Origin of the sequence: Streptomyces sp. NPDC079141 (assembly GCF_040686775.1) — a bacterium.
GTDB lineage: Bacteria > Actinomycetota > Actinomycetes > Streptomycetales > Streptomycetaceae > Streptomyces.
In genome coordinates, this window is the sequence record NZ_JBFBLP010000003.1 from 946,628 (window position 1) to 963,955 (window position 17,328).

General features: G+C 70.2%; 18 protein-coding genes and 1 pseudogene. 9 read left to right on the top strand and 10 right to left on the bottom strand.

Annotated elements, in window-relative coordinates; genetic code table 11:
• The first annotated feature begins 234 nt into the window (after positions 1–234).
• From AB0Q90_RS14035 to AB0Q90_RS14045, 3 genes are read left to right on the top strand one after another with little or no spacing between them, the layout of a single operon-like run.
• Complete coding sequence (locus AB0Q90_RS14035) at positions 235–795, top strand: TetR/AcrR family transcriptional regulator (protein ID WP_363162098.1); 561 nt, start codon at positions 235–237, stop codon at positions 793–795.
• 10 nt (positions 796–805) lie between these two features.
• Positions 806–1,537, top strand: a complete 732-nt coding sequence (locus AB0Q90_RS14040; protein ID WP_363162078.1) for a phosphotransferase — start codon at positions 806–808, stop codon at positions 1,535–1,537.
• 55 nt (positions 1,538–1,592) lie between these two features.
• The gene (locus AB0Q90_RS14045) at positions 1,593–2,360 is read left to right on the top strand and encodes a metalloregulator ArsR/SmtB family transcription factor (RefSeq protein WP_363162079.1); all 768 of its coding nucleotides are present in this window, start codon (positions 1,593–1,595) and stop codon (positions 2,358–2,360) included.
• An 83-nt stretch (positions 2,361–2,443) separates the two neighbouring features.
• Here the strand turns inward: AB0Q90_RS14045 and AB0Q90_RS14050 are convergent, their stop codons facing one another.
• Entirely contained in the window at positions 2,444–2,884 is a 441-nt protein-coding gene (locus tag AB0Q90_RS14050) for an SPW repeat protein (protein ID WP_363162080.1), read from the bottom strand.
• Positions 2,885–3,065: 181 nt separating this feature from the next.
• Between AB0Q90_RS14050 and AB0Q90_RS14055 the strand changes: the two genes are divergently transcribed.
• Complete coding sequence (locus AB0Q90_RS14055; protein WP_363162081.1) at positions 3,066–3,965, top strand: amidohydrolase family protein; 900 nt, start codon at positions 3,066–3,068, stop codon at positions 3,963–3,965.
• A 52-nt stretch (positions 3,966–4,017) separates the two neighbouring features.
• Here the strand turns inward: AB0Q90_RS14055 and urtE are convergent, their stop codons facing one another.
• The 6 genes from urtE to AB0Q90_RS14085 form a co-directional block, all read right to left on the bottom strand.
• Positions 4,018–4,710, bottom strand: coding sequence for an urea ABC transporter ATP-binding subunit UrtE (gene urtE / locus AB0Q90_RS14060; RefSeq protein ID WP_363162082.1), 693 nt, complete (start codon positions 4,708–4,710; stop codon positions 4,018–4,020).
• Entirely contained in the window at positions 4,710–5,504 is a 795-nt protein-coding gene (urtD, locus tag AB0Q90_RS14065; protein ID WP_363162083.1) for an urea ABC transporter ATP-binding protein UrtD, read from the bottom strand. The genes urtE and urtD overlap by 1 nt, the downstream gene beginning before the upstream one ends.
• On the bottom strand, positions 5,501–6,586 hold the full coding sequence (gene urtC, locus AB0Q90_RS14070; RefSeq protein ID WP_363162084.1) for an urea ABC transporter permease subunit UrtC: 1,086 nt from the start codon (positions 6,584–6,586) through the stop codon (positions 5,501–5,503). Before urtC ends, urtD begins: the two co-directional genes overlap by 4 nt.
• On the bottom strand, positions 6,583–7,479 hold the full coding sequence (gene urtB / locus AB0Q90_RS14075; RefSeq protein ID WP_363162085.1) for an urea ABC transporter permease subunit UrtB: 897 nt from the start codon (positions 7,477–7,479) through the stop codon (positions 6,583–6,585). Before urtB ends, urtC begins: the two co-directional genes overlap by 4 nt.
• A 64-nt stretch (positions 7,480–7,543) precedes the next feature.
• Positions 7,544–8,809 carry an urea ABC transporter substrate-binding protein gene (gene urtA, locus AB0Q90_RS14080; RefSeq protein ID WP_363162086.1) on the bottom strand — a complete coding sequence of 422 codons (1,266 nt, stop codon included), beginning with the start codon at positions 8,807–8,809 and terminating at the stop codon, positions 7,544–7,546.
• A 214-nt stretch (positions 8,810–9,023) separates the two neighbouring features.
• Positions 9,024–10,136, bottom strand: coding sequence for a substrate-binding domain-containing protein (locus AB0Q90_RS14085; protein WP_363162087.1), 1,113 nt, complete (start codon positions 10,134–10,136; stop codon positions 9,024–9,026).
• Between the two features lie 77 nt (positions 10,137–10,213).
• Between AB0Q90_RS14085 and AB0Q90_RS14090 the strand changes: the two genes are divergently transcribed.
• The 3 genes from AB0Q90_RS14090 to AB0Q90_RS14100 all read left to right on the top strand — a co-directional run bounded on the left by AB0Q90_RS14090 (position 10,214) and on the right by AB0Q90_RS14100 (position 12,805).
• On the top strand, positions 10,214–10,648 hold the full coding sequence (locus AB0Q90_RS14090; RefSeq protein ID WP_363162088.1) for a MarR family transcriptional regulator: 435 nt from the start codon (positions 10,214–10,216) through the stop codon (positions 10,646–10,648).
• 10 nt (positions 10,649–10,658) lie between these two features.
• The gene (locus AB0Q90_RS14095; protein ID WP_363162089.1) at positions 10,659–12,068 is read left to right on the top strand and encodes an aldehyde dehydrogenase family protein; all 1,410 of its coding nucleotides are present in this window, start codon (positions 10,659–10,661) and stop codon (positions 12,066–12,068) included.
• Positions 12,069–12,157: 89 nt separating this feature from the next.
• On the top strand, positions 12,158–12,805 hold the full coding sequence (locus AB0Q90_RS14100) for a TetR family transcriptional regulator (protein WP_363162090.1): 648 nt from the start codon (positions 12,158–12,160) through the stop codon (positions 12,803–12,805).
• 14 nt (positions 12,806–12,819) lie between these two features.
• On the opposite strand, the gene AB0Q90_RS14105 is transcribed toward AB0Q90_RS14100, so the two are convergent.
• Entirely contained in the window at positions 12,820–13,584 is a 765-nt protein-coding gene (locus tag AB0Q90_RS14105; protein WP_363162091.1) for a DUF2993 domain-containing protein, read from the bottom strand.
• 118 nt (positions 13,585–13,702) lie between these two features.
• Between AB0Q90_RS14105 and AB0Q90_RS14110 the strand changes: the two genes are divergently transcribed.
• Entirely contained in the window at positions 13,703–15,313 is a 1,611-nt protein-coding gene (locus tag AB0Q90_RS14110; RefSeq protein WP_363162092.1) for an MFS transporter, read from the top strand.
• Here AB0Q90_RS14110 and AB0Q90_RS14115 read toward each other — a convergent pair.
• On the bottom strand, positions 15,310–16,194 hold the full coding sequence (locus AB0Q90_RS14115) for an aminoglycoside phosphotransferase family protein (RefSeq protein ID WP_363162099.1): 885 nt from the start codon (positions 16,192–16,194) through the stop codon (positions 15,310–15,312). The genes AB0Q90_RS14110 and AB0Q90_RS14115 overlap by 4 nt on opposite strands.
• A 189-nt stretch (positions 16,195–16,383) precedes the next feature.
• Between AB0Q90_RS14115 and AB0Q90_RS14120 the strand changes: the two genes are divergently transcribed.
• On the top strand, positions 16,384–17,181 hold the full coding sequence (locus AB0Q90_RS14120; RefSeq protein ID WP_363162093.1) for a VOC family protein: 798 nt from the start codon (positions 16,384–16,386) through the stop codon (positions 17,179–17,181).
• A 21-nt stretch (positions 17,182–17,202) separates the two neighbouring features.
• On the opposite strand, the pseudogene AB0Q90_RS14125 reads toward AB0Q90_RS14120, so the two are convergent.
• Positions 17,203–17,328, bottom strand: a pseudogene (locus tag AB0Q90_RS14125) (ABC transporter permease); the annotation flags it as partial.

The following is a 17,328-nucleotide window of genomic DNA, read 5'->3' on the forward strand; positions in this document are numbered from 1 at the left end:
CTCAAGGCCGAGGGTGCCGATCAGCTCGGCCCACCGGCCACATGAAAGCATGCTTACTAAGTACTTAGTAAGTGATGTGGGTCACACCTCTTCTGGATCGTCCTGCGGCCACGGCCCGGCCTGGCCGCCGCGTCTAAGCTCGGGCCCGTGAGCCAGCAGCCAGCACGCAGAGCCCCGCGTGGCAAACCGCGCACCCCCCGCAGCCCGGAGGCCCAGCAGCGGCAGCGGGACATCCTGCACATCGCCATGGAAACGTTCGCCGCACGCGGCTACAACAACGCCTCGATCGCGGAGATCGCCGACCGCGCCGGCCTCACCCAGGCCGGGGTCCTGCACTACTTCCGCTCCAAGGCGAACCTGCTCACGAGCGTCCTGGAGCTGCGCGACCAGACCGACATCGAACAGCTCGGCCCCGAGCGCCCCCAGGGCCTGGACTTCCTGCGCCACCTCGTGGACACCGCCCACCGCAACGCCGAACGCGAGGGCATCGTCCGCCTCTACACGGTCCTCTCGGCGGAGTCCGTCACCGAGGACCATCCCGCGCGGGACTACTTCCGCGACCGGTACACCGGACTGCGCGCCTTCGTCGCCGACGCCCTGCGCGAAGCCTGCGGGCTCGCACCCGAGGACGAGCGGGCGGAGACCGCCGCCAACGCGATCATCGCCGTCATGGACGGCCTCCAGGTCCAGTGGCTCCTCGACCCGACCTCCGTCACCATGGCCGCGTCCACCGAGCTCGTCCTGGACGCCCTGCTCGCCTCGCTCGCCCCCCACCGCTTCACCGTCCAGGAGTAGGCGGGCGCCGATGGAAGAGCGCGTACTCGGCGGCGGCGCCGTCAACGAGGTGGTACGCGTGGGTGCGACCGTGCGCCGCACGCCGACGCCGCGATCGGACTACGTACGCGATCTGCTGGGCCTGTTCGAGCGGCGCGGGTGGCCGGGCGCGCCGCGCTTCCTCGGGAGCGACGAGCGCGGGCGCGACGTGCTGGACCACATCGAGGGGCGGGCGGCGGTGAGCCCGCGGGACAGGGTCGCGGCCCGAACGGACGCGGCGCTGGCGCGCGTTGCCCGGATGGTGCGTGCGTTCCACGACCTGACGCACGGCACCCCGCAGGCCGGTGACCGGGACGTGGTCTGCCACAACGACCTCGCCCCGAAGAACACCGTGTACGCCGTGGACGGCAAGCAATGGCGGCCGACGGCGTTCATCGACTGGGACCTCGCCGCACCGGGCGAGCGTGTCCACGACGTGGCCCATGTGTGCTGGCAGTACCTCGATCTGGGGCCGGGCGTGACGGACGTGCCCGAAGCGGCCCGGCGGATCGTGCTGATCCGCTGCGCATACGGCGGGGACGGCCTCGACGGGCTGATCGACACGGTCCTTTGGTGGCAGGACCGTTGCCTGCGGGGCATCTCGGCCGGAGCCGAGCGAGGGGAACCGGCCCTGGTCGGCCTGCGGGAACGCGGAGTCGTGGACGAGATGCGGGCCGCCTACGCGTGGGTGGCGGACCACCGCCGGGAACTGGGCGCGCATTGACATGCAGGTAATTGCCTGCATAACGTTGAGTGTGCGATCAGAGAGTGACTCCGGAATGGACAAGGTCTTCAAGGCCCTGGCCGACGACACCCGCAGACGGCTCCTGGACCGGCTGCACGAGCACAACGGCCAGTCACTCGGGGAACTGTGCGCGCGCATCGACATGGCGCGTCAGTCGGTGACCCAGCATCTCGCCGTCCTGGAGGCGGCCAACCTGGTCAGCACGGTGCGGCGGGGGAGGGAGAAGCTGCATTACCTCAACCCGGTCCCGCTCCACGAGATCCAGGAGCGGTGGATCGACAAGTTCGAGCGCCCGCGCCTGCGCGCGCTCGGCGCCGTGAAGCGACGAGCCGAGGAAGCCATGAGCGACAAACCGACATTCGTCTACGTCACCTACATCGAGAGCACGCCCGAGAAGGTCTGGGAGGCGCTCACCGACGCCGACCTGACCGCCGCCTACTGGGGGCACCGCAATGTCTCCGACTGGCAGGAGGGCTCCCGCTGGGAGCATGTGCGCACCGACGGTTCCGGCATCGCCGACGTCGTCGGCACCGTCGTGGCGAGCGAGCGGCCGACCCGGCTGGTCACCACCTGGACCGAGCCCGGGAACGAGGGGCGCGCGGACATGTACTCGCGGGTCACCTTCGACATCCGGCCGCACGGTGACATCGTCCGGCTCACCGTCACCCACGAGGACCTGCGCACCGAGCGCGACCTCGCGGACGTCTCCCTGGGCTGGCCGGCCGTGCTGTCCAACCTCAAGTCGCTCCTGGAGACCGGCAGCCCGCTCCCGCAGGAACCCTGGCTGGTGCCGGACCACTGAGCGGACGTGCGACCGGCCGGCCCGGGGTGCGCCGCGGACCGGCCGGTGCGTCTTCCTTCCTGGGGTGCTGAGGTGTGTCGTTCCTACGGTTTCGGGGCGCTCTTCGCCGCCGTACCGGCGCACATCAGGCCGAGGACCAGGGCCAGAGCGCCGATGATGATGTTGTTCCACACGACGCCGGCATCCGGGCTCTCGCCGACGATCCACGGCGAGACGATCATCCACACGCCCAGGGCGCACATGGCCCAGCTCAGGCCGTACATGCGTTCCGGAGCGCGGGTGAACCCGAGAGCCAGCAGGCCGATCGCTATCCCGATGATCAGGTTGTGCGGCACGAGCGCCGGCTGGCTGGTGGTGTAGTGGACCACCCACGGCGATACGGCGCAGTACAGACCGAGCAGGAACACCGGTCCGTCCACGAGCGCCACATCACGACCGCCGAGCATGCGGGCGTACCGTTCCCGCATTTCGGATGCATCAGGGTGGCTGGTTATGTCACCTCTGGTGGGCGAGACGTTGGCCATGACTCGTCTCCTTTGACTCGCAGGCCTGACCGCTCTGGTGCGGTATGCGGATAAGCGCCGCGTATCTACATTCTGCGCTTATTTCGTCCTTATGTGTAGAGGTCAGACCCACTGTGGAGAAGCAGGCGACGCCCTTGCGACACTGCAGGCGACCACTTGTTCGACAGGAAGGCAGCACCAGGTGAGTGCCACCCGCGAGGCCGTGAGCGAGGAGGCCGCAGAGGTCCGTCGCTTCTGGAACGGGCTCGGTCTGCCCGGCCTGATCGACATCCACACCCACTTCATGCCCGAGCGCGTCCTGCACAAGGTCTGGGACTACTTCGACACCAGCGGGCCACTGATCGGCGACCTGAAATGGCCGATCACCTACCGCAGGCAGGAGGCGGAGCGCACGGCCCTGCTCCGGGAGTTCGGCGTCCGGGCCTTCACCTCGATGCTCTACGCCCACAAGCCCGGCATGGCCAGGTGGCTGAACGGCTGGGCGGCGGACTTCGCCCGCCGCACCCCCGACTGCCTGCACACCGCCACCCTCCACCCCGAGCCGGACGTCGACATCTGTGTGAGCGAGGCCCTCGAAGCCGGCGCTCGGGTGTTCAAGGCGCATGTGCAGGTGGGTGCGTACGATCCGGCCGACGAACGCCTCCAGCAGGCATGGGGGCTGCTCGCCGAGGCCCGCGTCCCCGTGGTGATCCACTGCGGCTCCGGGCCCGCGCCCGGCAAGCACACCGGCCCCGAGCCCGTCGCGCGCGTACTGGCGCGACACCCGAAACTGCGGCTGATCGTCGCGCACATGGGCATGCCCGAATACGAGGAGTTCCTCGACCTCGCCGAACGGTACGACGAGGTACGGCTGGACACGACGATGGCGTTCACCGACTTCACCGAGGGCCTGATGCCGTTCCCCCGCCGGGCCCTGCCCCGGCTGGCCGACCTCGGCGACCGCATCCTGCTCGGCTCCGACTTCCCCAACATCCCCTACCCCTACCTGGACCAGCTCCAGGCCCTGGAACGGCTGGGTCTCGGGCAGGAGTGGCTGCGGGCCGTGTGCCACGACAACGCGGCAGACCTGCTCGGCCTGTGACATCCGCCGATCGTCAAAGGGCCGGGCGGCGCCGCCGCCCGGCGATCCCCTGCTACACGCTCAGCGCCTCCCGCACCGACCGCTCGGCCTCCTGCCCGCCCTCCCCGGACGACGTGACCCGGCCCGCCTCCAGGACGTAGTACCGCTGCGCCGCCCGCATGGCGAAGCCGACGTGCTGCTCGACCAGCAGCACCGACAGCCCGCCTCGCGCGGAGAGCGCCAGGATCGTCTCCTCGATCTCGGCGACCACCGACGGCTGGATGCCCTCGGTGGGTTCGTCGAGCAGCAGCAGCCGGGGCTCGGTGACCAGGGCGCGGGCGATGGCCAGTTGCTGCCGCTGACCGCCGGAGAGCAGACCGGCGCGGCGGCCCGACAGCGCCCGCAGCGCCGGGAACAGGTCCAGGGCCTCGGCGACCGCCGCCTTCCCGCGCCTGCGGCCGTCCGCGACGAGCTGGAGATTCTCTGCCGTCGTCAGGTGCGGGAACGACTGCTGGCCCTGCGGGACGTACGCCATCCCGCGCGCCACCCGCTCGTGCGGCTTGCGGCGCGTGATGTCCTCCCCGTCCAGGCGGACGGTCCCGCCGCTCGGTGTGAGCAGCCCCATCGCGGCGCGCAGAAGCGTGCTCTTGCCGGCGCCGTTGTGGCCGAGCACGGCGGCGACACCGTCGCGGGGCACCTCGACGGAGACGCCGTGCAGAACCGTGCTGCGGTGGTAGCCGACCCGGATGTCGTCGATCTCCAGCATCACGCCTCCTGCACAGCGATATCGGCGGGGGTGTGCCCCGGGTTGGCGGGGGCATGGGCGGGTTCGGCGGGTGCGTGCCCCAGATAGACCTCCTGCACCTTCGGATCCGCCTGTACGTCGGCGACCGAGCCCTCGCTGAGCACCCGGCCCGCGTGCAGCACACTCACGCTGCGGGCAAAGGAGCGCATGAAGTCCATGTCGTGCTCGATGACGACGACCGTCCGCTCCTCGCTGATCCGCTCCAACAGCTCGCCGGTGGCCTGCCGTTCGTCATGGCTCATCCCGGCGACCGGCTCGTCCAGGAGCAGCAGCCGGACGTCCTGCACCAGCAGCATGCCGATCTCCAGCCACTGCTTCTGGCCGTGTGCGAGCGTGCCGGCGGGGGAGCCGGCGAGCTCGGTGAGGCCGATGGTCTCCAGCGCCTTCGTGACGGACTCCGGCACGTCCTTGCGGCGCCGCAACATCGTCCATACGCTCCGGCCCGCGCCCGCCGCGATGTCCAGGTTCTGAAGGACCGTCAATTCCTCGAAGACGGTGGCCGTCTGGAAGGTGCGGCCGATCCCGGACCGCGCGATGCGGTGCACGCTCCGCCCCAGCAGCTCCGTACCGCCGAAGCGGACCGACCCTTCGGCCTTCACCAGCCCGGTGACGGCGTCGACGAGGGTCGTCTTGCCCGCGCCGTTCGGCCCGATGAGGAACCGCAGATCGCCCGGCCGGACATCGAGGTCGACGCCGTCGACGGCGGTGAACCCGTCGAAGGACACCCGCAGTTGACGAATCTCAAGTCCGCTCATGCCGCTTCTCCCACCGGTACGACGGCCGTGCTGCGCTGCGCGGCCCGGCGCCGCCGCACGAAGCCCGCCAGCGAGGCCAGGCCTCCCGGCAGGAACGCCAGCGCCACGATGAACAGCAGACCCTGGAAGTAGGTCCAGGCCGCCGGGAACTCCTCGGACAGCGCGGTCTTGGCCCAGGCCACGCCGATCGCGCCGAGCACCGCGCCCACCAGGCTGGCCCGGCCGCCGACCGCGGCGCCGATCACGAACTCGATGGACGGCACGATGCCGATCATCGCGGGCGAGATGATGCCGACCGCGGGCACGAACAGCGCGCCCGCCAGGCCCGCCATCCCGGCCGCCACGACATACGCGACGAGCTTGACGTTCGCCGGGTCGTACCCGAGGAAGCGCACCCGCTCCTCCGAGTCCCGTACGGCGACCAGGAGTTCGCCGTAGCGGCTGTGGATCAGCTGGCGGGCGAGGGCCATCAGGGCCAGCAGGCAGGCGGCGATGATGAAGTACACCATCCGCTGGTTGACCGGGTCGTCGAGGTCGTAGCCGAAGAAGCCCTGGATGTCGGTGAGTCCGTTGGTGCCGCCGGTCGTGGCCTGCTGGCCGATCAGCCAGATGGCGAAGGCCGCGGCGAGGGCCTGGCTGAGGATCGCGAAGTAGGCGCCCTTGACCCGGCGGCGGAAGATGAACGAGCCCAGGATCGCGGCGACCGCCATCGGCAGCAGCACGGTCGCGGCGATGGCGAACACCGGGTTTTCGAACGGCCGCCACCACCAGGGGAGTTCGGTGGCGGTGCCGTAGAGCGTCATGAAGTCGGGCAGGTTGCCCGGCCCCGCGTCGGCGATCTTCAGATGCATGGCCATGGCGTAGCCGCCGAGCCCGAAGAACACGCCCTGCCCGAGGGTGAGCAGTTCGCCGCGGCCCCAGGCCAGACAGATGCCGACGGCGACCATGGCCGTGCACAGGTACTTGGCGAGCAGGCCGAGCCGGAAGTCCGACAGGGCGAGCGGGGCGAGCCCGAAGAGCAGGACGGCGGCCCCGGCGAAACCGGCGGCGGCCCGCGCGGAGCGTCCCTTGAGAACGTTCATACGAGACTCCTCGTCCGCAGCGTGTACAGCCCCTGGGGCCGCCACTGGAGGAACGCGACGATGGCCACGAGGACCAGCACCTTGGCGACGCTGACGGTCGTGGAGTACTCCAGCACCGACTGGAGCACGCCGAGCACGAAGGCGACGATGACGCTGCCCTTGAGCTGTCCGATGCCGCCGACGACGATCACCAGGAAGGCGTCGATGATGACGTTGGTACCCATCGTGGGTCCGATCGGGCCGACCAGGGTGAGCGCGACGCCGGCGACGCCCGCGAGCCCGGAGCCGATGAAGAACGCGGTCCGGTCGACGCGCTGGGTGGAGATGCCGGAGACCTCCGCGAGGTCCCGGTTCTGCACCACGGCCCGGATACGGCGGCCCAGCGGGGTGAGCCGCAGTGTCAGCGACAGCGCCACCACGGCCGCGATCGCGAGCCCCAGGATGAACAGCCGGCTGTTGGCGAAGGTCAGCGGATCGTCGCCCCCGATGACGGTGATGTGCCCGGTGAGGAGGTCGGGCGCGCGGGTCTGTACATTCGGCGCTCCGAAAATGTCGCGCGCGAGTTGCTGGAGCATCAAGGAGACACCCCAGGTGACGAGCAGCGTGTCGAGTGGCCGCAGATACAACCGGCGAATCAGCAGCCATTCCAGCAGGGCGCCGAGCGCGCCCGAGACGAGAAAAGCGACGGGAAGTGCCACCAGCAGCGAAATTCCCGCGCCGGAAATGGACTTCTGCAGGACGTACGTGGTGTAGGCGCCCGCCATGATGAACTCGCCGTGGGCCATGTTGATGACGTTCATCTGGCCGAAGGTGAGCGAGAGGCCGAGCGCGATGAGCAGCAGGACGGCACCGATACTGATGCCGGTGAAGGTCTGACCGAGGATCACGGTCATACGGCGGCTCCGGGGGACGGACGCCGTGGGCCCCGAGGCGGGGCCCACGGTCGGTGACGGTCGGTCAGGAGAGGCCGGAGGCCCAGGAGTAGCCCTTGAGGTACGGGTCCGGCTTGACGGGCCCGCCGGAGTTCCACACCTCCTTGATCAGACCGTCGGTGCCGATCTCGCCGATGCGGGCGGTCTTGTGGATGTGCTGGGTGGCGCCGTCCACGGTGACCTTGCCCTCGGGCGCCTCGAAGGTGATGCCGTCGGAGGCCGCCTTCACCTTCTCCACGTCGAAGGAGTTCGCCTTCTCGACCATCGCCTTCCACAGGTAGACCGAGGTGTAGGCGGCCTCCATCGGGTCACTGGTCGGCTTGTCCTGGCCGTACTTGGCCTTGTACGCCTTCACGAACTTCTCGTTCGCCGCGCCGGGGGTGGTCTGGTAGTAGTTCCAGGCCGTCAACTGGCCCGCCAGGTACTGGGAGCCGATCGACTTGACCTCCTCCTCGGCGATCGACACCGACACGACCGGCATGGACTTGGCGGTCAGTCCGGCCGACTTGTACTCCTTGAAGAAGGCCACGTTGGAGTCGCCGTTGAGGGTGTTGAAGACCGCGTCCGCCTTCGACGCCTTCACCTTGTTGGCGATCGTGCTGAACTCGGTGGAGCCCAGCGGCGCGTAGTCCTCGCCGAGGACGGTCATGCCGTTGGCCTCCGCGTACGCCTTGATCTCCTTGTTGGCGGTGCGCGGGAAGACGTAGTCGCTGCCGACCAGGTAGATCTTCTTCAGGCCCTTGCTCTTGAGGTAGTCGAGCGCGGGGACGATCTGCTGGTTGGTGGTGGCGCCGGTGTAGAAGATGTACGGGGACTGCTCAAGTCCCTCGTACTGCACGGGGTAGAACAGCAGCGACTTGTTCTTCTCGAAGACCGGCTTGACGGCCTTGCGGCTGGCGGAGGTCCAGCAGCCGAAGGTGGCCGCGACCCGGTCCTCCTTGATGAGCTTCTGCGCCTTCTCCGCGAAGGTCGGCCAGTCGGAGGCGCCGTCCTCGCTGATCGGCTCGATCTTCTTGCCGAGCACCCCGCCGGAGGCGTTGATCTCGTCGATCGCCAGCTTGAGGGAGTCGCGTACGGTGACCTCGCTGATCGCCATCGTGCCGGACAGCGAGTTGAGCAGGCCGACCTTGACCGTGTCACCGCTGACGTCGGCCTTGGCGGCCTTGTCGGTGGAGTCGGCCGCGTCGGTCTTGGCGCCGCAGGCGGACAGCGCCACCACGGCGGCGAGCGCGGCGCCGCCGGCCAGGAAGCGACGGCGGTGAACGCGGGAACTGCTGGGACCGCTGAACAAAAGAACCCCCTCGGGTGTGGGGAGGAGACAACCTCCTGAAGTGCGGTCCACAGCCTCAAGTCGCCCTGTTTCCGGGGTGTTTCACGAGACTTTCCCCGAGGCAACAAAAAACGCCCCGGCGGTGCGTGAAAGGTATTTCCCATACCGATTCACAATTCGCCCGAGGCATTCTAGTTACTTTCCACAGGAAGTATCTTGGCGGTGCCGGGGCATGTCAAGAGCGGGAGCCGTGAAGATCCAGCTCCGTGAGCACGTCGAAGTCCAGCCCGTCGGCGCGGGCCAGGTAGATCCGCTGGCGTACATGACTGTCCCTCAGATGCAGCAGCCCGCGCGGGCCTTCGTACGACACCGCACCGGCCGCCGCCCCGATCGCCGCCACGTCCAGCGTCCCGGCCCGCTTCAGAAGCGCGGCCAGCAACAGCACGCCCTCGTAACAGGACTCGCCGAGACTGCCCAGCGCGGGCGCCTCGATGCCGTACCGGGCCGCGTACTGACCGTGGAAGTCGAGCGTGTCCTGGTTGGCCAGCGAGGCGAAGAATCCGGCGGTGCTGTAGAGGTCGTGGGTGGCCGAAGGGCCGCTCGCCATCAGCATGTTCTCGTCCATCAGCGTGCTCAGCCTGAGACAGCGCACGTCCAGGCCGTAGGCGGCGAACGCCCGGTTGAAGCGCACCGCGTCGCTGCCGACCAGCAGCATCAGCACGGCGTCGGCGTCCGAACGCTCGATGCGCCGCAGCACGGGCTCGAAGTCGTGGGTGCCCAGCGGGAGATAGGCCTCCCCGTTGACCACTCCGCCGGACTCGCGCGCGTATTCCTGCGCCGCCCGCGCCGTACGCCGCGGCCACACGTAGTCGTTGCCGACGACGAACCAGCGCCGCACTTTGCGCTCGTGCGCCAGCAGCCCCATCGCGGGCCGGAGCTGGTCCTGAGGTGTCTCGCTCGTCAGGAACACCCCGGCCGTGTGCTCGCCGCCCTCGTACAGGGCGGTGTAGACGTACGGCACCCGATGCGCGATTCTCGGCGCCAGCGCCTGCCGGACCGAGGAGATGTGCCAGCCCGTGACGCCCTGCACGACCCCCAGGTCCACCAACGCCTCGACGTGCTCGGCGATGTCACGCGGCGAGGCACCGCCGTCGACGGGCAGCAGCCGTACCTCCCGGCCGAGCACCCCGCCCGCCCGGTTCACCTCCTCCGCGGCCAGCCGCGCACACAGTTCGCACGTCGGCCCGAACATCCCCGCAGGCCCCTGCATGGGGAACACGAGCGCCACACCGAGCACGGAGGCGTCGGCCGTGAACCACTCGGGGGCAGCGGGACTGTGCCGGAACATGGCGTCATGATTTCGGGTCCACCCGGTGAACTCCAGTCCGTCTCATACGATGTACGCACCCGTGACCTAGGAGCGCGATGCCCACCTCATCCCGGCCCCACGACCTGATGCAGCTCCTCACGCGGGCCGAGCGGACGGCCGCGCGCCGGCTCCAGGCCGTGCTGGACGAGGAGGGCTGCTCGCTGGACGCCTGGCGGGTGCTGGCGCTGCTCTCCGACGGCCAGGGACACCACATGACCTCGATCGCCGAGGCCGCCTTCCTGCCGCCGCCGACGCTGACCAAACTCGTCGACCATCTCGTCGACCAGAACCTCGTCCACCGCCGGGTCGACCCCCTCGACCGTCGCCGCATCCTCGCCCATCTCACCCCGCGCGGCCAGGAGTACTGGCGCCGCGTCGACCGCGCGGTCCGCGCGGACTGGCCCGTGCTCGCCGACGGCGACGGCGAACTGCTGCGCACGCTGCTGGACCGGCTGACGCACACGCTCGACGCGCGCGTGACGCACACATAGCGGAAAGTAGTTGCCGGTCCGCCGGAATGCGGGGGTCACCCAAAAGGTTGCTATATACATCCGATCGTCGACGCAGCGGACCGCAAGGCCCGCGCACCCCCAGCGAGGCACCGTGAACCACCCCGCCGACACCGTGGCGCGTCTGCGCGCCGCCTTCCGCACCGGCCGCACCAAGCCCGTCGAGTGGCGCACCGCCCAGCTGCGCCGACTGCGCGCGATGCTCACCGAGAACGGCCCGGAGCTGGCCGCGGCCCTCCACGCCGACCTGGGCAAGAGCGCCGCGGAGGCCGAGCGCACCGAGATCGGCTTCACCGTCCGCGAGATCGACCACACGCTGGAGCACCTCGACGACTGGCTGCGCCCCGAGCCCGCCCCCGTCCCGACCCATCTCGGCGCCGACGCGAGCGCGTGGACGCAGTACGACCCGCTCGGCGTCGTCCTCGTCATCGCCCCCTGGAACTACCCCGCCCAGCTCCTGCTGGCCCCGATCGTCGGCGCCCTCGCCGCCGGCAACGCGGTCGTCGCCAAGCCCAGCGAGCTGGCCCCGGCCACCTCGGCCGTACTCGCCAGGCTGCTGCGGACGTATCTGGACCCCGAGGCGGTCGCCGTCGTGGAGGGCGGCGTCCCGGAGACCACTGCCCTGCTGGCCGAGCGCTTCGACCACATCTTCTACACCGGCAACGGCACGGTCGGCCGTATCGTGATGCGCGCCGCCGCCGAGCACCTCACCCCGGTCACCCTCGAACTCGGCGGCAAGTCACCGGCGTTCGTCGACCGCGACGCCGATCTCGCCGTCGTCGCCGACCGGCTGGCCCGCGGCAAGTTCCTCAACGCCGGACAGACCTGCGTCGCCCCCGACTACGTCCTCACCGACCCCGACACCGCCGCGGCCCTGGAACCGGCGCTCGCCCGCGCCGTAGAAGCGCTCTACGGCACCGACCCCGCGGCTTCGGCCGAATACGGCCGGATCGTCAACGAACGGCACTTCGACCGACTGGCCGCGCTCCTGGACTCCGGCCGGGTCGTCGTGGGCGGCGACAGCGACCGTACCGCGAAGTACATCGCCCCGACCGTGCTCGCCGACGTCGACCCCAAGTCGCCCGTCATGCAGGAGGAGATCTTCGGGCCGATCCTGCCGATCGTCACCGTGCCCGGCCTCGACGACGCGATCGGCTTCATCAACGACCGCGACAAACCCCTTGCGCTGTACGTCTTCTCCGAGTCGGACGACACCCGTAGCCGCATCGCCGCCGAAACCTCCTCCGGCGGCCTCGGCCACGGCCTGCCCCTCGCCCACCTCACCGTCTCCGACCTGCCGTTCGGCGGCGTGGGGGAGAGCGGCATGGGCAACTACCACGGCCGCTACTCCATCGCGACGTTCAGCCACCGCAAGGCGGTGCTGCACAAGCCGTTGGGCTGAGGGGCGCGCATGGCGCCGCCCGGATCATGACCAGTGGTCCCGTGTCAGAATGAGAGTGACCTTTCGCCCGCTCCTCACCGAGGTTCTCCGTGTCCAAGCCCGCAGCCCGCGTACCGCAGCGACGCAACGCGCGGTCCAACCGGGCGCGCATCCTGGCCACGGCGCGCCAGGAGCTCGGACGGAACCCCGACATCACCCTGGAGGAGCTGGCACGGGCCTCCGGCGTCGTACGGCGCACCCTCTTCGGCCACTTCCCCGGACGGGCGGCGCTGTTGGAGGCGCTGGCCGAGGAGGCCTCCGAAGCCCTGCGTGAGGCGGTGGCGACGGGAGTGCAGCCGACGGCGCCGGCCGAGCGGGCGCTCGCGCACTTCACGTTGTCGATGTGGCCCGTGGGCGACCGCTACCGGATGCTCCTGGCGCTCGCCCACCGGGACCTGGGCGGCGAGCGCGTCGCCGAGGTTCTCAAGCCGGCCCGCGAAGCGGTCACGGCCATCCTGGAGCGGGGCCGAAACGAGAACGTCTTCCACGCCCAACTGCCGCCCGCGGTACTCAGCGCCGGGCTGGAGGCCATGACGGTCGCCCTCCTGGAGGAGGTCAACGCCGGCGCACTGGAGGACGACGGGACGCGGACCGCCGCGGTCCTGCTCATCGCGGCCGGTGTGCCGGAGAAGCAGGCACGTGCCGTGGTCGACGACGTCGCCTCCGCCTTCGCGGCGCAGACTTCCGCCGACGGCTGAGCCGTCGCTCGTTCTCAGGCGTCCCGGGACGGCCGGAAGGTCACCGACTCGCTGTATGGCCGGAAGGTCACCGACTCGCCCGAGAAGCGGGCGTCGACGCCGTTCGCCGTGGCCGTGACCGAGCGCAGGCGGAGGCCCTCGGGGATGCCCTGCAACTGGATCGGTTGCTGAAAGACCCTCTCCAGTGCTGCCCGGCCGACGGCGGGCAGCACGCCGCCCGTGACCTCGAAGTCGTCGAAGGCGACGCGGTTGCCGGAAGCCGCCGAGACGGCCGTCGTCACGGTGACCTCGCCGCTGAGGGGAATGAGGACGCTCGCGCCGAACCGGCCGGGGTCCTCGCCCCGTGAGACCTCCAGGCCGAGCGCGTCCGACAGGTCCCGATAGGACAGGTGGGCGATCGCCTCGGCGGAGCGGGCCCGCGCCTCACTGTCGTCGTCCGACTTCGTCAACTCACTCAGCTGCAGGTCGAGTTCGGTCACCGGCAGCGGGCGCGTGTCCCCGTCGGCGGGTATGTCGTGGGCGGTGATGTCCACCTGGCGCAGGGTGCCGGAGGCCACCTGGGTGAGCGCCGGAAACCCGCGCACATGGACCTCGGGCGGCTCGGGTGTGCCCATCCCCTTCTGGAACGCGTCGGCGGTGTGCGCCTCCGCACGCGCCGCCGCCACGCGGTCGAGGGTCAGCGGGACGGCCGTCGCGAGCAGCACGGCACCCGCGACGACGACCGGCCGGCGCCGCCATCGGTGAGCGGGCGATCGGTACAGCGTGGCGTTCTCGTGCATGAGGGCTCCTTGAGGGAGGGGGCTGGGCGCGGACGACCATGGCGATATTTGCACATCGGTGAGCAGCAAATTAGTCTTTACCCATCGATGTGCAATTAACTCTGCCCCGGGAGCCCCCATGCCGTTGATCGTCAACACACCCGTCGACAGGATGACCGGGCCGTACGCCCGGCGCTGGTGGGCCCTGATCGTGCTCTGCCTCAGCCTGCTGATCGTCGTCATGGCGAACACGTCGCTGATCGTGGCCGCGCCGGACATGACCCAGGACCTGGGCCTGTCCAGCAGCGACCTGCAATGGGTCATCGACGGCTACACCGTCCCCTACGCCGCGCTGATGCTGGTGCTCGGCTCGATCGGCGACAAGTACAGCCGCCGCGGCGCGCTCGTCACGGGCCTGCTGATCTTCGCGGGCGGCTCGGTGATGGGCAGCCTGGTCGACGAGACCGTCCTGGTCATCGCCGCCCGGGCGATCATGGGCGTGGGCGCGGCGGTGGTCATGCCGGCCACGCTGTCCCTGCTCGTCGCGACCTTCCCCAGGCGAGAGCGGGCACGGGCCATCACCGCCTGGACCGCCACCTCGGGCCTGGCCATCGCCGTCGGCCCGCTGGTCGCCGGCTGGCTGCTGGAGGACCACGCCTGGGGCTCGACCTTCCTGATCAACGTGCCCATCGCCGTCGTCGCCGTCATCGGCGCCCTGCTCCTGATCCCGCCGTCCAGGGCCGAAGGGATGGGCCGCATCGACTACGTGGGCGGCCTGCTGTCCATGGTCTCCGTCGGCTCCCTGGTCTACGCGACCATCGAGGGCCCGCACTTCGGCTGGGGCGCCGGTCCCATCACCGCGGCCGTCGTCGCCGGTCTCGGCCTGGTCGCCTTCGTCGCCTGGGAACTGCGCCACCCGCACCCCATGCTCGACGTGCGCAAGTTCGGGCTGCGCCCCTTCAGCGGCTCCATGCTCGCGGTGCTGTTCTTCTTCTTCGGCACCTTCGGCGCGATCTACTACTCCACCCAGTACCTCCAGTTCATCCTCGGCTACAGCCCGCTGGAGACCGGCGTACGGCTGCTGCCGCTGGCCGGTGCCGTCTTCGTCGGCGCCGCCGTCACCGGCAGGCTGACCCCGAAGCTGGGGGTGAAGGCGATGATCGTCACCGGCATGGTGATCGGCACCGTGGGCGTCTTCCTGCTCACCCAGGTCGACGCGGGCTCCACGTACGCCGACTTCCTGGCGCCCATGGCGCTGCTGGGCTTCGCGATCGGCCTGAGTGTGTCCCCGGCCACCGACACCATCATGGGCTCCTTCCCCGAGGCCGAGCTGGGCGTCGGCGGCGGCGCCAACGACACCTCCATGGAACTGGGCGGCTCACTCGGCATCGCGATCCTCGGCTCCCTGCTCGGCACCGCCTACCAGGACAAGCTGACCGACCTGGTCGGCGGCCGGCTCCCGGCCGAGGCGCTGGAGACCGCCAAGGACTCGGTGGGCGGCGGCCTCGCGGTCGCCGAGCAGATCGCCACGACCCCGACCGGCAGCCCCCAGCAGGCGCAGGCCCTGGCAGACGCCGTGTCCGAGGCCTTCGCGCACAGCGTCGCCACGACCAGCCTGGTCGGCGGGATCATCATGGCTGCCGGAACGCTGATCGTCCTCGCGGTCCTGCCCGGCCGCCGCGGGACCGAAAAGCGAGAGTCGGCACAGGTGGCGCAGGACGTGGAGTACAGCGACTCTGTGCCGTCCTAGTCGTAGGCAGCGAGGATCTCCCGGATGACGTACCTGGCGTTGGCCGAGATCACCGGGTTGGTCCTCCGGTAGTACGGCAGCTGGATGACCGCCATGGACAGCGCCCAGCCCCGGCTGCGCGCCCACGTGGCGTCGTCCACGTCCGCCGCCTCGCGGTACACCCGCCGTGCCGACGCGGGCAGCAGGTTCCAGGCCGGGATGAGATCGGTGGCCGGTTCGCCCATGCCCACGGTGCCGAAGTCGATGACGGCCGAGACACGGGCGCCGGAGAGCACCACGTTGCTGGGCATCAGGTCGGAGTGCGTCCAGCAGGCCGGGCCCGTCCACGGTGGCGCCGCGAGCGCCTCCTCCCAGGCGGCGGTGATCTCGTCGGCGTCGAAGGGTTCGTCGGTGCGGCGCAGCGCCTCGATCGCCGCCCGCGTCTCCTGGTCCTCGGACCTCAGCGCCCCGCTCCGGTGGGCGGGCGGACCACCGGGAAGATCGATCTTGCGGAAGGCGACCGCGAACTCCGCCAGATCGCGGGCGACGAGCTCGGGCTCGGCCAGGTCACCCTCGACCGGATTGCGTCCCTCGATCCACCGGTGCACGGACCACGCCAGCGGGTACCCCTCGCCCGGGGCGCCGGTCGCCACCACCTCCGGAATCCGCAGCGGCAGCAGCGGGGCCAGCCGAGGCAGCAGCCGTGCCTCCAGCGCGACGGCCTCGGCGCCGCCCGGTTGCAGCGGCAGCCGGACGGTCAGCTCCTCGCCGAGCCGGTAGATCGCGTTGACCGTGCCGCCGGAGGCCAGACGGGTGATCGGAAGGTCCGCCCACTGGGGGAACTGGGCGCGCAGCAGCCGCCGCACCAGGTCGGCGTCGGTCTCCACTTCGTCCGCGTGCATCGTGCCCATGTGCCCCCCCACATCCGACGGCTCCGCCGGGATCGTCGCACATCAGTCCGTCACCCAAGGTGCATATGCGCCAGCCGCGTTGTCGCCCCGGGGTGTGCGGCGCGCGACCGGACTGGCCGGGCGATTGTCAGTGCCGGGTGCCACGCTGAATTGACACAGCACCTGCGGAAGGGAATCACCGTGATCACCACCGACTACGTCCCCGGCTCGCCTTGCTGGCTCGACCTCGGAGCCCCCGACGTCGGCGCCGCCGCGGCCTTCTACGGCGCGGTCCTCGGCTGGGACTACGAGTCCATGGGCGAGGGGGAGGAGATGGAAGGCGGGATGTTCCGGAAGGACGGCAAGATCGTCGCCGGACTCGGCAAGCTCACCGAGGAGGGGGCCCGCTCCGCCTGGATGATCTACTACAGCGTCGCCGACGTGGACGCCACGACCCAGGCGGTCGAGCGCGCGGGCGGCACGGTACGGGTGGCGCCGATGGACCTCGACGAGTGGGGCCGGATGGCGCAGTACAGCGACCCACTGGGAGGCCAGTTCGCCGTCTGGCAGCCGGGCACGAACAAGGGCGTCGAACTCGTGGACCAGCCGGGCTCACTGTCCTGGACCGAGCTGTACACGACCGACGCCGCGGCCGCGAAGGAGTTCTACGGCGGCGTGTTCGGCTGGCAGTTCAGCGACATGGAGCTGCCGGGCGGCGGGGGCACGTACGCCCTCATCACCCCCGCCGGACTTCCCGAGGAGCGGATGCAGGGCGGCCTCATGGAACTTCCCAAGGAGAACCTCGCCCTGGCGAACGGGCGGCCGTACTGGCACCCGGTCTTCAACGTCACCGACTGCGACGCCGCCGTCGCCCAGGTCACCAAGAGCGGCGGCAGCGTGCAGATGGGACCGGACGACGCGGAGGGCGTCGGCCGCCTCGCCGTGTGCGTCGACCCGTCGAACGCGGACTTCGTGGTCCTCGATCCGGTCACTGGCTGAGCACCGGCTCGATCCTCCTGTTCAGCTCTTCGTCAGCAGGCCGCGGCTGCGCAGGACGCGGCGTTCGAGGGGGCTGAACAGGAGGAGGTCGATGGCGATGCCGACGAGGAGGATGAGGAGGATGGCGAGGAAGACCTGGGACATGCT

Bases quoted from the DNA above. Each gene is read 5' to 3' on its own strand.
- AB0Q90_RS14040 (WP_363162078.1), top strand. From the start codon at position 806: ATGGAAGAGCGCGTACTCGGCGGCGGCGCCGTCAACGAGGTGGTACGC.
- AB0Q90_RS14045 (WP_363162079.1), top strand. From the start codon at position 1,593: ATGGACAAGGTCTTCAAGGCCCTGGCCGACGACACCCGCAGACGGCTC.
- AB0Q90_RS14050 (WP_363162080.1), bottom strand. From the start codon at position 2,884: ATGGCCAACGTCTCGCCCACCAGAGGTGACATAACCAGCCACCCTGAT.
- urtE (WP_363162082.1), bottom strand. From the start codon at position 4,710: ATGCTGGAGATCGACGACATCCGGGTCGGCTACCACCGCAGCACGGTT.
- urtD (WP_363162083.1), bottom strand. From the start codon at position 5,504: ATGAGCGGACTTGAGATTCGTCAACTGCGGGTGTCCTTCGACGGGTTC.
- urtC (WP_363162084.1), bottom strand. From the start codon at position 6,586: ATGAACGTTCTCAAGGGACGCTCCGCGCGGGCCGCCGCCGGTTTCGCC.
- urtB (WP_363162085.1), bottom strand. From the start codon at position 7,479: ATGACCGTGATCCTCGGTCAGACCTTCACCGGCATCAGTATCGGTGCC.
- AB0Q90_RS14085 (WP_363162087.1), bottom strand. From the start codon at position 10,136: ATGTTCCGGCACAGTCCCGCTGCCCCCGAGTGGTTCACGGCCGACGCC.
- AB0Q90_RS14090 (WP_363162088.1), top strand. From the start codon at position 10,214: ATGCCCACCTCATCCCGGCCCCACGACCTGATGCAGCTCCTCACGCGG.
- AB0Q90_RS14105 (WP_363162091.1), bottom strand. From the start codon at position 13,584: ATGCACGAGAACGCCACGCTGTACCGATCGCCCGCTCACCGATGGCGG.
- AB0Q90_RS14110 (WP_363162092.1), top strand. From the start codon at position 13,703: ATGCCGTTGATCGTCAACACACCCGTCGACAGGATGACCGGGCCGTAC.
- AB0Q90_RS14115 (WP_363162099.1), bottom strand. From the start codon at position 16,194: ATGCACGCGGACGAAGTGGAGACCGACGCCGACCTGGTGCGGCGGCTG.